Consider the following 13,904-nt stretch of genomic DNA (forward strand, 5'->3'; position numbering starts at 1 on the left):
CCGCGCCGAACGGAAGCGCCGTCCGAGCCCCGGCAGGAGCCACCGCCCACGCCCCCGCCACCGCCCGTCACCCCTCCTCCACCGGCACCGGCGTGCCCGGCGGCAGCAGCTGTGGGCCGCTTGCTGCACCGACACCCGCCCTCCCGCTGGGGGGACGGAACGGCCCGCCCCGGCACGGCGGACGTACGCGGAGCACCCCGGCAGAAGCCACCCGCCCACGCCGCCGCCCACCCCGGAACCAGGACTGACACCCCGTCATCCCCCCGCACCGACCTGCCGACAGCCCGCGCCGAACAGAAACGCCGTCCGAGCCCCGACAGAAGCCACCGCCCACACCCGCGACACCACCTCCTGCGGCACCGGCGTGCCCGGCGGCAGCAGCTGTGGGCCGCTTGCTGCACCGACACCCGCCCTCCCGCCACCGGGACGGTACGGCCCACCCCGGCACGGCGGACGCACGAGGAGCACCCCGGCAGAGCCACCCGCCCACGCCGCCGCCCACCCCGGAACCAGGACTGACCCCCCGTCATCCCCCCGCACTGACCTGCCCCACAGCCCGCGCCGAACGGAAGCGCCGTCCGAGCCCCGACAGAAGCCACCGCCCACGCCCCCGCCACCGCCCGTCACCCCTCCTCCACCGGCACCGGCGTGCCCGGCGGCAGCAGCCCGGTGCGGATCAGGTCCACCCAGAGGGCGGCGGGGATCGGGAGGGCGAAGAGGTCGGCCAGGTCGTCGACCTGCTCCGGGGAGCGGGCGCCGGGGAGGACGGCGGCCACGGCCGGGTGGCCGAGCGGGTAGCGGAGGGCGGCCGCGCGGAGCGGGACGCCGTGCCGCTCGCAGACCTCGCGCAGCGCACGGGCCCGGGCCAGCACCGCCCCGTCCGGCGGCTCGTAGTCGAAGTGGGAGTCGGGCTCGGGCCGGGCCAGCACACCGGAGTTGAACGGGCCGCCGGCCAGCACGGCGATGCCGCGCTCCGCGCAGAGCGGCAGCAGCCGCTCCAGGCCGGAGTGGTCCAGCAAGGTGTGGCGCCCGCCGAGCAGGAAGCAGTCGAAGCCCGGGGCCGGTGCCTCCAGGGCGAAGCGGACCAGCAGCGGGGCCTGGGTCAGCCCGACCCCGATCGCACCGACCGTGCCGGCGGCCCGCAGTTCGGCGAGCGCGCGGTGGCCCTCCGCCAGTGCCTGCGGGTAGTGGTGGTCGGCGTCGTGGAGCAGCAGCAGGTCGATCCGGTCCAGGCCGAGGCGGTCCAGGCTCTGCTCCAGTGAACGGTGCACGCCCCGGTAGGAGAAGTCGAAGCGCGGCCCCTGGCCGGTGGCCTCGCCCTCCGGCCAGCCGTCCTGGGTGTCCGGCCCGCCGGGTTCGATCAGCAGGCCGGCCTTGGTGCAGAGGGTGAACTCCGACCGGGGCTTGCCGGCCAGCACCGCGCCGGTCCGCCGCTCGGAGAGACCGTAGCCGTAGAGCGGGGCGGTGTCGAAGAGGCGGATGCCGCGCTGCCAGGCCCGCTCGACGGTGGCCCGCGCCCGTTCGTCGCCGACCGGGCTGAACAGACCGCCGATCGAGGCGAGTCCGAGGCCGAGGCGGCTCACGGTGGTGCCGTTCCGGCCGATGGTCGTCGTTGCTCCGGTGTGCATCGGTGTTTCCCCCCGTTGACCGTGCCTGCTCAGGAACTCTGTCACCTCCGCCGGCCCGACAGGTGAACTTGCAGTAAATGGCTGAAGGTTTCCATCGAGCTTGCGGCAGCATCCTGAAATCGTTAGCGTCGCAACGGCACTGAAGCTCCGTCAGACCACAGCATCGGGTGGGAAATTGACCAGTGTGACCACGGCGGGCCTGACCCCCGCCGCGACCGAACCCCTGGTGGACGGCGTGAGGATCGCGGTCCTCGGCGACTCCACCGGCTGGATCCTGGAACCGGCTCCGGACGGCGCCCTGACCCTGGTGGTCACGGGTGACGGACCGTTGGAGATCAGACTCTCCGTCCCGCTCGGCGAGGCGGTCGGCTTCTGGCACCCCGAGTGCCACCGGGAGCGCACCCTGGTGGCCGACTGGGCCGGCCTGGCCGGCACCTCGCTGGTGGCCGGTGCGCTGGCCGGCTGCCTCTACCAGGCCGACGGGCAGCCCTCGTTGGCCTTCGCCGCCACCGAGCACGTCGCGGAGGCGTCCATGCGCTACGGCGTCTCCGAGGAGCACCGCACCTTCGTGGTGCACCTGCACGTCACCGCCGTCGCGGGCGGCTACCGCCTGCTGCTGGCCCCGCGCACGCCCGGGGTCGGCACGGTGGCCGGCGCGCTGCGCACGCTCCGGGGGGCGCTGCGGGCCGGGCTCAGCCCGCTGCCCACCCCGCCCGCCGCCCTCGTCCCGGCCTACTCCACCTGGTACGCCTTCAACCAGGAGGTCGAGGCGTGGGCGGTCGAGGAGGAGGCCCGCCGGGCCGCCACGCTCGGGTGCGGTCTGCTGATCCTGGACGACGGCTGGCAGGAGCTGGGCAGCGGGCGGGGCTACCCGGGTGTCGGCGACTGGGTGCCGGACACCGCCAAGTTCCCCGATCTGGCCGGGCACGTCGCCCTGGTCCGCGCCCTCGGGCTGCGCTACCTCGCCTGGGCCGCACCGCTGTTGATCGGCCCGGAGTCCCGGGCCTACCGGGAGTGGGAGCGGCACGCGCCGCTGCCGGCCCGCGCCCCCGGCGCCCGGGTGCTCGACCCCCGGGTGCCCGAGGTCCGCCGCCACGTGGTCGCCACCTGCCGCCGCCTGGTCGCCGACTACGGGCTCGACGGCCTCAAGCTGGACTTCCTGGACGACGTCCGGGCCTACACCGGCACGCCCGCACCGGCAGCGGCGGACACCCCCGGCGTCGGGCTGGCGATGCGCGAGCTGCTGGCCGAACTCACCGGGGAGCTCACCGCGGTGCGCCCCGACGTGCTGATCGAGTTCCGCCAGCCGTACGCCGGGCCCGGCCTCGCCCCGTACGCGAACCTGCTGCGCGCGGACGACTGCCCGGCCGACGCGGTGGACAACCGGCTGCGCACCATCGACCTCTCGCTGCTCTCCTACGCCGGGGCGATCCACTCCGACATGCTGATGTGGGACCGGGCGGCCTCCCCGCAGGCCGCCGCCCGACAGCTGATCGCCACCCTGCAGGCCGTGCCGCAGCTCTCCGCCCGGCTCTCCGAACTCCCGGGCCCGCACCTGGAGATGCTCCGGTTCTGGCTCGACCGCTGGCACCGGCTGCACCCGGTGCTCAGCAGCGGCGGCCTGGAGCCGGGACGGCCCGACGAGCTCTACCAGCTGCTCACCGCCGTGCACGGGGACGAGGCCGTGCTGGTCGCGCACGCCGACCGGGTGGTGCCGCTCCCGCCGCCCGGGGCCCGACGGCTCACGCTGGTGAACGGCACCACCCTGTCCCGCCTGGTGGTCGAGGTCCCCGCTCCCGGCCTGACCGCGGAGGCCACCCGCTACGACGCCCTCGGGCGCACCGACGGCCCGCACCGGCTGACCCTGCCGGCCGGCCCGGTCGCGCTGCCGGTGCCGCCGTCCGGGCTGGTCGAACTGGCGGTGGTCTCGCCGTGACGCGCGATCAACTTCCCGCCTCCGCAGCCGTGCTGGTGGTCGGCGGTGGCATGGCCGGGCTCGCCGTGGCCGAACGGCTGCACCGCCGGGGCGTCCGCGACGTCCTGGTGCTGGAGGCCGGGCCCTACGGTCCGCCGGTCCACCTCAACCTGGCCCACGACCCGCGCACCGCCCTGCTGCGCTGGCTCGACCCGGCCACCGACCCGTCGTTCTGGCGCCCCTGGACGGCCGCCGAACCACCGCACTACGCGGGCGTGGCCGGCCTGCGCCGTCGCCTCGGCGGCCGGTCGCTCTACTGGCACGGCGTCATCCTGCCGATCGAGCCCGCCGCCCTGGCCGACTGGCCCGCGCCCGTGGTCCGCGACCTCACCGAGACCTGGCAGGACGGTCCGCCGCTCTACGACCGGATCCGCACCGAACTCGCCGCCTGGGCCGCCGCCCCGGGCACCCGCCCGCCCACCGCAGCGGCAGCCCGGCCCGGACCGGCCGCACCGGCCGTGCCGCCCCTCGGCGGGCGGGCGTGGACCCGGGTGCCGCAGGCGGTGCGCCGCCCGGACGGCGCACCCGAGGACCGCTGGGAGGCGTACTCCCCCTGGCACTCCTGGCCGGCGGAGCACACCGCAGCGCCGCCGGGCGGCCTCGCGCTCCGGACCGACTGCGAGGTGCTCACCGTGACCCGGGCCCCGGACGGCCGGGCCGACGGCGTGACGGTGCGTCACCCGCGCACCGGCCGCCCGGTCCGGATCGCCGCCGAGGCGGTGGTGCTGGCCGCCGGCACCACCGAGACCACCCGCCTGGCCGCCCAGGCCCTGGACGGCCCGCTGACCTTCCCCGGGCTGGCCGACCACCTGGCCCAGGGCGTCATCGCCACGCTCGATCCCTCCTCCCTCCCGGCCGCTCTGGTGGCCGCCGCCGACGCGGACACCTTCCTGCACGCCCCCGGCTCCCCCGCCGCCCGGGCCAACCTCTTCCTCCGCCTGTACCGCAACGACGCGGGCGCGGTGGTGCTGGACGCCTGGACCATGGGTGAGCAACTCCCGGACTCCGACAGCTTCCTGAGCTTCGCCCCGGGGCCGGACGGCACCCACCGGGTGACCGCCGCCGGCCGGCTGTCCGCCGCCGACCGGACCGCACTCGCCGCCCAGCAGCAGGACCTCCGCGCGATCTGGCACGCGGTGGGCGGCCGGACCGAGCTGGACTTCCCCGACCACACCCGGGCGGAGCGCCTGCTGGAGCAGGTGCTGCCGGCCGCCGCCGAGACGGCCCCGGGCACCCCACCGGTCACCTGGACCAGGGCGCTCGGCACCGAGTACCACGAGGCGGGCACCCTCCCGCTCGGCCGCCTGCTCGACGACGATCACCAACTCCCGGGTATGCCCGGTCTGTTCGTGGCCGGCCCGGCCTCCTTCAGTCGCCCCGGCGCGGCCAATCCGACGCTCACCATCCTCGCGCTGGCCGAACGGCTCGCAGCCCGGATCAGCACCCGCACCACCGAGATCCACCCCACCGGGACCCGCACCGCGGGTCCGGACCACCGCGGGCCGGCGAGGCGCTCCCGGCCGGCGGCACCGACCCCCTCGACCGAGAGGTGGCACCATGAAGATAGCCCTGGTCTGCGGCGACGGCCTGCCCGTCAGCGGCCTGCTCACCGTCTTCCGCAACGTCCTCGACTCGCCGCCCGGCCGGCAGCTGGTCGAGCGCCCCGTCCCGGCCGACCTCGGCTACTCCTGGCGGCCCGACAAGCCCGCCTTCTACCCCGACGGCGGTCCGGCCCCCGCCCATCCGGACTGGCTGGCCGTCAGCACCGGCCCGGCCGTGGCCGACCCGGCCGCCCACGCGGCCGAACTCACCGCCCTGCGCGACCTGGTGGCCGTCGCCGACTCCCTGGACGACACCGCCCGGGCCGCCTTGCACCAGCGGATCGAGACCGCCGCCGCCCCGTACCAGCGGTACTTCGCCGACTGGTTCGAGCGTCAGGGGGCCGACTGGGTCGTCGCGGTCAACATGACCCTCTCGGACGCCGTCCCGGTCACCCTCGCCCTGCACCGGGCCGCCGCCGAACGCTGGGCCGGCCGGCCCGGCCGGCTGGTCTTCTGGGACCACGACCTGCTCGGCAGCTACGCGGTGCACGAGGGCGACCACCGGGTCTACCCGGTGGCACCGAACGAGTTCACCCCGCTGCCCGGCAGCGCGCCCGGCCACCGCTGGGCCGTGGTCTCCGAGCCGCTGGCCAAGGAGGCGGTCGGCTACCCGACACCGCTGGCACCCGAGTACCTGCCCAATCCGCTGCCCACCGTCCCAGCCGGGATGGAGCTGCGCCACCACGCCTTCCTGGACCGGATCGGCGCCGGGCCGGACCGGCCGGTCCTGCTCTGCCCGGTCCGGGTGTTCCGGGTGAAGGGCGTGGAGATCTCCGTCGCCCTGCACGCCGCCGTGGTCCGCAGCGCCCGTGAACGCGGCGTGCCCGTACCGCTGTTGCTGGTCTTCGGCGCGCTCGGCGAGGACCCGGAGTACACCGAGGAGGTGCTCGCGGCCGTCGCCGCGCACGGGCTGGCGCCCGACGTCCGCTTCCTCGACGGCGTGCCGCTGAGCAGCCGGCACGACGCCACCGGCCACTGGTGCCCGGACGAGATCGACCTGCTGCGGATCTGCGCCGGCACCGGCGGCGGGGTGCTCTTCACCCCGAACCGGCCCGACGTGGAGAGCGTCGGCCTCGGGCCGGCGCTCGCCGCACTGGTGAAGGTGCCCTGCGCCTCCACCGCCTACCAGGTGCTGGACGAGGTGTACGGCCCGAGCTTCCGTCAGATCCGGGTCGATCCGGCCGACCCGGCGTCCGCCGGTCCGGCCTTCGCCGAGCTGCTGGCCCTGCGCCGGTCGGGCGATCCGGCGACCCTGGCCGCGCTGGACCACAACCACGAGGTGGTCCGGCGGCGCTTCCCCGACACCCCCTGGCACGACCTGCTGCACGACCTCCACCGGCGTCTCACCCAGGAGTCGACCTCATGAGCACGACCGTCCGACAGAGCATCCACCCGGTGCTGGAGACCGAGCTCCCCACCACCGACCGCCCCGTCCTGCGCGATCTGATCGGCGATCTCGCGACCAGCTACGGACGCGCCGACCACCCCGAACTCCTGCGCACCGCAGGCCGGTTGGGCCACCTGCTGCCGGAGCGGACGCGGGAGGCGCTGTCCGCCCTGCACTTCCAGGACGGCCCGGCGGCCGTGGTGGTGCACGGCAGCCCGGTGGGCACACCGGTGCCGGCCACCCCACGGCACTGGCGCGACCGCGATCCGGCCGGCACGCTGCACCACGACCTCTGGTTGGTGCTGGTGGCGGCCCAACTCGGCGACCCCACCTGCTGGTCCACCCTCCAGGACGGCCGGCTGCTGGCCGACGTACTGCCGATCAGGGGCGAGGAGGAGGCACAGACCGGCCACGGCAGCGAGAGCGAGCTGCTGTTCCACGTCGAGGACGCCTTCCACGACGAACGCTGCGACATCCTCGCGCTGCTGACCCTGCGCAACCCGGACCGGATTCCCACCACCATCGCCACCGCCGACCACCTGCCACTGCCGGACCGGCTGGTCGAGGCCCTCTTCCAGCCGCGCTTCCTGATCCTCCCCGACCCCGAGCACCTGCGCACCACCGACGACCCCGAGCACGCGCTGCCGCACCTGCGCGCAGTGCTCTACGGCTCGCCGGACACCCCGTACCTACGGGCCGACCCCGCCTTCACCCGGCCGCAGCCCGGCGACCGGGAGGCCGCCGAGGCCTTCGAGGCGCTCTGCCGCCACCTCCAGGCCGGCCTGGTCGACGTACCCGCCGAGCCCGGCGACCTGCTGCTGCTCGACAACCACCGCGCGGTGCACGGCCGTCGGCCGTTCCGAGCGCGCTACGACGGCACCGACCGGTGGCTGCGCAAGGTCACCACCGTGCGCGACCTACGCCGTACCCGGGACCGGCGGACCGCCGCCGGGCCGCGCGTCCTCGCCCCCTTCTGATCCTCCCTGCTGATCCCCCGTCACCCACCCCACCCCCACGTCCCCCACTGCCAGGAATCACGAGGTACCACCGATGTCCCTGACCACCTACCGCCGTCTGCTCGGCGGTGAGCGCCGGCTCCGGCTGGCGCTCACCGCGGCCTTCCTGGGGCGGCTTCCGCTCGGGCTGGTCACCGTCCTGCTGCTGTTCGCGGTCGGCACCGAGGGTCGCTCGCTCGGCCTGGCCAGTCTGGTGAGCGCGGCGGCGGTGGTCGGGATGGCGGTCGGGGCACCGGTCCAGGGCCGGCTGCTCGACCGGCTGCCCCCGGCCAGGGTCACCGCGTGCTGCGCCGCGCTCCAGGTGGTGGCCCTGCTGGCGCTGGCCTGGTCGCTGACGTCGGCGCCGAGTTGGGCGGTGGTGGTGCTCTCGTTCACCCAGGGGGCCACCGTGCCCTCGCTCTCCGCCTGCGTCCGACTGGTGCTCCGGCGCAGCATCGGCCGGGACGACCCGGGCCCGGCCTTCTCGCTGGACGCCGTGGTGATGGAGGTGATCTACCTGACCGGTCCGGCCGTGGCGGCCTGGGGCACCGTGCTGATCGGACCCGAACTGCTGCTCACCGCCTGCGCGTTGCTGGTCGCGGCCGGCACCGCCGGCTTCCTCGCCGCTGCCCGGGGGAGCTGGCTGGTGCCGCTCCCGCCGGAGGGTGACGAGGAGTCGGGCGGCGCCGCCGCGGCCGGCACCCGGCTCGGGCCGGTGGTCTGCTTCGTGCTGGCGATGGCCCTGGTGGCGGCCCCGTTCGGGATGAGCGAGGTGGCGCTGACCCGGCTGGCCGCCGAACAGGGCAGCGGCCTCGGGCCGGTCGGCAGCACGCTCACCCTGATGGGCCTGGGCAGCGTGGTCGGCGGCCTCGCGTACGGTGCGGTCCGCTGGCGCTCCGGCCCCGGACGGAGGTTCCGACTGCTCGCCCTGGGCCTGGGCCTCGGCCTCACCGCCACCGCCCTGACCTCCGGCTTCGCCCCCGCCCACCTGCTGTTCGCGCTGGCGGGCCTGTGCGTCGCCCCGCTGGCCGGTCTGAGCTTCGAGATCCTCGACCGGATCGGCCTGGTCGGCGCCTGGATGCAGACCCAGAGCTGGGGCTCGGTGGCCAACACCGCCGGCCACGCGGGCGGCCTCGCCCTGGCGGGCGCCCTGGCCGGCTCGGTCGGCGCGAGCGGCGTCTTCTGGCTGACCGGCGCCGCCGTCCTGCTCGGCGTCCTGATCGCCGGCCCCGCCCTGGCCGAGCTCCGCCGCCTCGACCGCTCCCCCGCCGCCCCCGACCGGACACCACGGCCCGTACCCGAGCCCGCAGCACCGACGGCGCAGTAGGGCCTCGGAGGTCCAGCCCGGGCCCACCGGGCCCGCACACCACACCCACCCGACTCCGAACGGCCCGACGAACCGTCAGGCACCGGCCCCGTCCCGTGGCACCGGAGTCCTCCCGTGCCTCCCCCGATTCCCGCACGCCGACGGCCCGGCGAGGGGCTCGCCGAGGTCGGTGCCGCCTGCCCCCGGGTCCGCCCACGCGCGGCGGCGGCCGGCGACCTCCATGCGGCGTTCGTCACCCCGGTACTGTTTCAGCCGATCGCACACGAACCCATGGGTGACAATGGTCCCGCGAGCCGCGCCGGGCCCAGCGCGGAGCGCACCCACACCCGCACCGACCGGACGGCCCGCGCCCGGCGGACCGACGCGGCCACCGGGCTCCGTCCGTGACCAGAGAACCGGGACCCGGCCCATGCCCTCCAGCCCCTCCGCGCCCACCCGCGCCGATTCGAGGACCGGGTGAACGACCGCTGGGGCCCGACGCCGCCCTACCTTCCGCTCGGGCTCTGGTGGCTGATCGCGGCAGTCTGCTCGCTGACCTTCCTGGCCCTCTTCGTCCCGCCGATGCCGACCACCGCGCACCGGATCCGGATCGCGCTGACGCCGCCCGCCCTGGCAGCGGGCGCCGTACTCATGGGCTTCCAACAGGATCTCGACGCCAGGCATTTGGTTCCCATGTACGCCTGCATGCTCATCGGCTTCCAGCTCGGACTCGTGGGCCGCGGGCGCGAGATGCGGCGGGTGGCGATCGACACCCTGGCCTACGAGGCCGGTGAGGACGGTGCGACCACCAGGCCGCAGCTGTCCGCAGGCGCCTACGTCCAACTCGCCTGCGCCCTGCTGCCGACGCTCGCCGCCACCCTCTGGTTCGTCGCCGTCCCCTAGACCGGCGGGCCACCGACCGGGAAGGGCCGGACCGGCTGCGCACGCCCCCGTAGGCCGCGCTCACCCGTCCGGGGAACTGACCGCCGACAGACCGGGCCGTCCGTGACATGCTCCTCCCATGACGGACCTTGAGGTGGCGGCGGCACCGGAGGCGGATGCTCACGAGCCCGCCACCGCCCAGCGGATCGAGCAGGACCCGGAGCTCGGAACGGTCCAGGAGGTGCTGGCCGCGCTCCCCGGCTCGGTGGTCTACCTCCGACCGGTCCGGGCCGGCGGCGCCCGCTCCGAGGTGCTGGACTTCCGGCTGCTCGCCGCCTCCCCCGGGGCGGTGGACATCGGCGGGCGCCGGGGCGCGGAGCTGATCGGCACCAGCCTGCGGCGCACCTACCCGAGCGTGGTCGGCAGCGAGCTGTGGCAGGGCTACCTGACGGCTCTGCAGGGCACCCCGTACGAGGGCGAGTTGGAGTACCAGGAAGCCGCCGCCGGCATCCCGCACCTGTCCCGTTACCGGGTCCGCGCGGTACCCGGCCGGGGCGGGCTGATCGTCTCCTGGGAGCGCCTGGACAGCGGGGAGCGCGAGCGTCGCCGGCTGACGCTGGCCCAGCAGCTGGGCCGGCTGGGCTGGGTGGACCGGGACCTGGTCCGGGGCGGCACCACCTGGTCCGAGGAGGTGTACTCGATCTTCGACCGGGACCGTGCGCTCGGCCCGCTCGGCCTGGACGAGCTGCTGGCCCTCGCGGACGGCGAGGACCGCCCCGAGCTGGCCGACGAGCTCCGGCGCCTGCTCACGGCCGGCGAGCCGATCGACCGCACCTTCCGGGTGCGCCTGCCGCACCAGGTGCGGCACGTGCGGATCGTGGCCGAGACCGAGGCCGACACGCACGGCCGCCCGGTCCAGCTGCACGGCCTGGTCCAGGACCTGACCGCCGCCAAGCAGACCGAGGAGCTGCTCGTCGAGCAGCGGCGGGCCGTGCTCAGCCAGCAGACCCTGCTGGCCGCCGAACGCGACCTCGCCGCCCGGCTCCAGCGGACCATCCTGCCGGTGCCCGAGCAGGTGCTGCGGCTGGCCGACCTCACCGTCGACATCGCCTACCGGCCCGTCCAGCAGGGCCTCAAGCTCGGCGGCGACTGGTACAGCGCGATCGAACTCCCGGACGGCACGGTGCTGTTGGTGGTCGGCGACGTGGCCGGCCACGGACTGGACGCGGTCGCCACCATGGCCCAGCTGCGCTTCACCGCCAAGGGCATGGCCATCACCGGCACCCCGCTGCCGGAGGTGCTGGCCAATCTGAACACCCTGCTGCTGCACTCCCCCGAGCGGCACTGCAACACCGCGACCATGGTGATGGCCGTCTACGAGCCCGCCACCTCCCGGCTCACCTGGGTCCGGGCCGGCCACCCGCCGCCGCTGCTGCTGCGCGACGGCCGGGCCGAGTTCCTCCCCGCCCCCGAAGGCATCCTGCTGGGCGCCGGCACCGACCCGGTGTACCGGGCGGCCACCCTCGACCTGCACCCGGGCGACCACCTGCTGCTCTACACCGACGGCCTGATCGAGAACCCGGGCGAGCCGATCAACGACGGCCTGGCCCGGCTGGCCCGGGCCGCCGCCGAGCAGCAGCCGCGCGGCCCGCGCTTCGTGGACGCGCTGGTGCACGCCCTGACCTCGGCCCGCACCCGGCGCGACGACATCTGCGCGCTCCACATCAGCCGCTGACCACAACCCCCTACCGGCACCCGTCCCCGTCCTCCTGCCGCCCCGCGCCGGCAGTCCCCCGTACCGCCCTTCCGACCGCCGGGGCCGCGCGGGCGCTATCCTCGGGCGCATGTCGAACCCTGATGCGCTGCTCGTCGACATCGCCGCGATGGTGGAGTCCGAGGGCAGCAACCAGATGCCGCTGACCGTCGTCGTCCCCGGGGCGGTGATCACCGGCAGGCTGGCCCCCGAGAGCCTGTGGAACGAGCGAGTGGCCGAAGTCCTCGCCACCTCCGAGCACTTGAAGCCCTTCGCCGCCCTCTTCTCACCCCCCGACGACGGCGGCGCTCCCGAGCCCCCCACCCACCTCCACCTGCACGTGGCCCGCATCCTGCAGGGCAGCTACGGCCTCCCGCACACCGGCGGGATGTACCGGATCGCCATCGCCGACATCAGCAGCTGGACGGTGGGAGACCTCAGCTACTCCGACCAGTGATCCCCGGCCCGCCGGCGGACGGCCCGTGCCCTGACGGCCCGTCCGCCGGCGGCCCGAGCCCGGCCTCGACCTGGTCCGGGAAGGGTCGACCGCGCCCCGGAAGAAAGTCCGGAGGGCGTGTCGATCCGGCCCCCTCGCGTTCGTCGTCATCATGTACGGCAGCCCGCCGTGCACCGCGGGACGCGGGACCTGACAGGGAGTCGGACCATGAAGTACATGCTGCTGATCAACGCCGGTGCGGTCGCCGAGGGCGGCGGGGCCGCCGAGTGCGAGCCCCAGGACTGGATGGACTACGACAAGCAGGTCCGGGACGCCGGGATCCTGGTCTCGGGCGAGTCGCTGGCGGACCTGGTCACCGCCACCACCGTCCGGGTCGGCCCCGACGGCGCCCGGGCCGTGACGGACGGACCGTTCGCCGAGAGCCGTGAGGTGCTCGGCGGCTTCTACGTGATCGACGTGCCGGACCTGGACGTGGCCCTCGACTGGGCGGCCCGCTGCCCGGGCGCGCGCGGCAGCGGCTCGGTGGTGGTGCGCCCGGTCGCCGACTTCGGGGTCTGAGGTGACGGACGGAACGGCTGCGGGGTCGGGCACGCCCGGCCCCGCGGCGGGCCGGGCCTCGGTGGAGGCGGTGTTCCGCGAGGAGCGCGGGCGGCTGCTCGCCTCGCTGGTGGGGCGCTTCGGTGACCTCGACCTGGCGGAGGAGGTCACCTCGGAGGCCGTCGAGGCCGCCCTGGTGCACTGGCCGGTGGACGGCGTCCCGGCCAGGCCCGGGGCCTGGCTGCTCACCACAGCCCGCCGCAAGGCCGTCGACCGCCTACGGCGGGACAAGGCGTACGCCGCCCGGCTGGCCGTCCTCCAGGTCGAGGCGGACCGGGCCGCCCCCGCCCCGCCGGCCGACGCCGACGGTGAACTGCCGGACGAGCGGCTGCAGTTGTTCTTCACCTGCGCCCACCCCGCGCTCGCCGCCGAGGACCGGGCCGCGCTGACCCTGCGCTGCCTGGCCGGGCTCGGCACGCCGGAGGTGGCCCGGGCCCTGCTGCTCCCGACCACCACGGCGGCGCAGCGGATCGTCCGGGCGAAGAAGAAGATCCGTGAGGCCCGCGTGCCGTTCCGGGTGCCCGGACCGGACGAGCTGGCCGAGCGGCTGCCCGGGGTGCTCCTGGTGCTGTCCTCGATCTTCACCGAGGGCTACGCGGCCAGCTCCGGCCCGGACCTCCAGCGGCCCGACCTGGCCGAGGAGAGCATCCGGCTGGCGCGCATCCTGCACCGGCTGCTGCCCGGCGAACGGGAGACGGCCGGGCTGCTCGCCCTGCTGCTGCTCACCCACGCCCGCCGGGCCGCCCGCACCGGCCCGGCCGGTGAGCTGCTGCTCCTCGACGAGCAGGACCGCGGCCGGTGGGACGGGCCGATGATCGAGGAGGGCCGGGCCCTGGTGGTCCGCGCGCTGACCGGCGGGCCGCCGGGCCCGTACGGCGTGCAGGCCGCCATCGCCGCGCTGCACGACGAGGCCGCCGACCTCGACTCGACCGACTGGCCGCAGATCGTCGCCCTCTACGACGTGCTGCTCGCCCTCACCCCGTCCCCGGTGGTGGAGTTGAACCGAGCGGTGGCGGTGGCGATGCGCGACGGCCCCCGGGCCGGCCTGGCCCTGCTCGACGCCCTGGCCGGCCACCCCCGGCTGCGCACCCACCACCCCTATCCGGCCGCCCGGGCCGAGCTGCTCCACCGCCTCGGCCGCCTGCCCGAGGCCGCGACCGCCTACCGGGACGCCCTCGCCCTGGTCGGCACCGATCCCGAACGGGACCACCTACGGCGGAAGTTGGCCGAGATCGAACCGCCCGGCCCGGCTGACGGCCCCGGGGCGCACGGCGCCTGACCGGGCGGGCGAGCCGGGTGCACGTGGTGCCGTCCCCTCCTGAG

The 13,904-nt window shown here is 75.7% G+C and carries 11 protein-coding genes and 2 pseudogenes; 11 read left to right on the top strand and 2 right to left on the bottom strand.

Annotated elements, in window-relative coordinates; genetic code table 11:
- Positions 1 to 623 precede the first annotated feature (623 nt).
- Entirely contained in the window at positions 624 to 1,628 is a 1,005-nt protein-coding gene (locus ACIRBX_RS26465; protein ID WP_402300118.1) for an aldo/keto reductase, read from the bottom strand.
- A gap of 184 nt (positions 1,629 to 1,812) precedes the next feature.
- Here ACIRBX_RS26465 and ACIRBX_RS26470 point away from each other — a divergent pair, with 184 nt between their 5' ends.
- Complete coding sequence (locus ACIRBX_RS26470) at positions 1,813 to 3,564, top strand: glycoside hydrolase family 36 protein (protein WP_402300364.1); 1,752 nt, start codon at positions 1,813 to 1,815, stop codon at positions 3,562 to 3,564.
- Positions 3,565 to 3,599: 35 nt separating this feature from the next.
- Positions 3,600 to 3,677 (top strand): annotated as a pseudogene (locus ACIRBX_RS26475) (NAD(P)-binding protein); the annotation flags it as partial.
- 602 nt (positions 3,678 to 4,279) lie between these two features.
- Here the strand turns inward: ACIRBX_RS26475 and ACIRBX_RS26480 are convergent.
- Positions 4,280 to 4,435 (bottom strand): hypothetical protein, encoded by a 156-nt coding sequence (locus ACIRBX_RS26480; protein WP_402300120.1) that lies wholly within the window; start codon positions 4,433 to 4,435, stop codon positions 4,280 to 4,282.
- Between the two features lie 184 nt (positions 4,436 to 4,619).
- Here ACIRBX_RS26480 and ACIRBX_RS26485 point away from each other — a divergent pair.
- The 9 genes and pseudogenes from ACIRBX_RS26485 to ACIRBX_RS26525 all read left to right on the top strand — a co-directional run.
- A pseudogene (locus ACIRBX_RS26485) lies at positions 4,620 to 5,009 on the top strand (GMC oxidoreductase); the annotation flags it as partial.
- 151 nt (positions 5,010 to 5,160) lie between these two features.
- Entirely contained in the window at positions 5,161 to 6,570 is a 1,410-nt protein-coding gene (locus tag ACIRBX_RS26490; protein ID WP_402300121.1) for a hypothetical protein, read from the top strand.
- Positions 6,567 to 7,568: a TauD/TfdA family dioxygenase gene (locus ACIRBX_RS26495; RefSeq protein WP_402300123.1), complete on the top strand. Its 1,002-nt coding sequence runs from the start codon at positions 6,567 to 6,569 to the stop codon at positions 7,566 to 7,568. Before ACIRBX_RS26490 ends, ACIRBX_RS26495 begins: the two co-directional genes overlap by 4 nt.
- A 73-nt stretch (positions 7,569 to 7,641) precedes the next feature.
- Positions 7,642 to 8,913 (top strand): MFS transporter, encoded by a 1,272-nt coding sequence (locus ACIRBX_RS26500; protein WP_402300125.1) that lies wholly within the window; start codon positions 7,642 to 7,644, stop codon positions 8,911 to 8,913.
- A gap of 456 nt (positions 8,914 to 9,369) precedes the next feature.
- Entirely contained in the window at positions 9,370 to 9,795 is a 426-nt protein-coding gene (locus tag ACIRBX_RS26505) for a hypothetical protein (RefSeq protein WP_402300127.1), read from the top strand.
- 118 nt (positions 9,796 to 9,913) lie between these two features.
- On the top strand, positions 9,914 to 11,509 hold the full coding sequence (locus ACIRBX_RS26510) for a PP2C family protein-serine/threonine phosphatase (protein WP_402300128.1): 1,596 nt from the start codon (positions 9,914 to 9,916) through the stop codon (positions 11,507 to 11,509).
- Positions 11,510 to 11,618: 109 nt separating this feature from the next.
- Complete coding sequence (locus ACIRBX_RS26515) at positions 11,619 to 11,984, top strand: hypothetical protein (protein ID WP_402300131.1); 366 nt, start codon at positions 11,619 to 11,621, stop codon at positions 11,982 to 11,984.
- A 207-nt stretch (positions 11,985 to 12,191) separates the two neighbouring features.
- Positions 12,192 to 12,542, top strand: coding sequence for a YciI family protein (locus ACIRBX_RS26520; RefSeq protein ID WP_402300132.1), 351 nt, complete (start codon positions 12,192 to 12,194; stop codon positions 12,540 to 12,542).
- A gap of 1 nt (position 12,543) precedes the next feature.
- Positions 12,544 to 13,860 carry an RNA polymerase sigma factor gene (locus ACIRBX_RS26525; RefSeq protein WP_402300133.1) on the top strand — a complete coding sequence of 439 codons (1,317 nt, stop codon included), beginning with the start codon at positions 12,544 to 12,546 and terminating at the stop codon, positions 13,858 to 13,860.
- Positions 13,861 to 13,904: the final 44 nt, after the last annotated feature.

It is taken from the genome of Kitasatospora sp. NPDC096147 (assembly GCF_044763225.1).
GTDB lineage: Bacteria > Actinomycetota > Actinomycetes > Streptomycetales > Streptomycetaceae > Kitasatospora.

Bases quoted from the DNA above. Each gene is read 5' to 3' on its own strand.
- ACIRBX_RS26465 (WP_402300118.1), bottom strand. From the start codon at position 1,628: ATGCACACCGGAGCAACGACGACCATCGGCCGGAACGGCACCACCGTG.
- ACIRBX_RS26510 (WP_402300128.1), top strand. From the start codon at position 9,914: ATGACGGACCTTGAGGTGGCGGCGGCACCGGAGGCGGATGCTCACGAG.
- ACIRBX_RS26500 (WP_402300125.1), top strand. From the start codon at position 7,642: ATGTCCCTGACCACCTACCGCCGTCTGCTCGGCGGTGAGCGCCGGCTC.
- ACIRBX_RS26520 (WP_402300132.1), top strand. From the start codon at position 12,192: ATGAAGTACATGCTGCTGATCAACGCCGGTGCGGTCGCCGAGGGCGGC.
- ACIRBX_RS26495 (WP_402300123.1), top strand. From the start codon at position 6,567: ATGAGCACGACCGTCCGACAGAGCATCCACCCGGTGCTGGAGACCGAG.
- ACIRBX_RS26490 (WP_402300121.1), top strand. From the start codon at position 5,161: ATGAAGATAGCCCTGGTCTGCGGCGACGGCCTGCCCGTCAGCGGCCTG.
- ACIRBX_RS26515 (WP_402300131.1), top strand. From the start codon at position 11,619: ATGTCGAACCCTGATGCGCTGCTCGTCGACATCGCCGCGATGGTGGAG.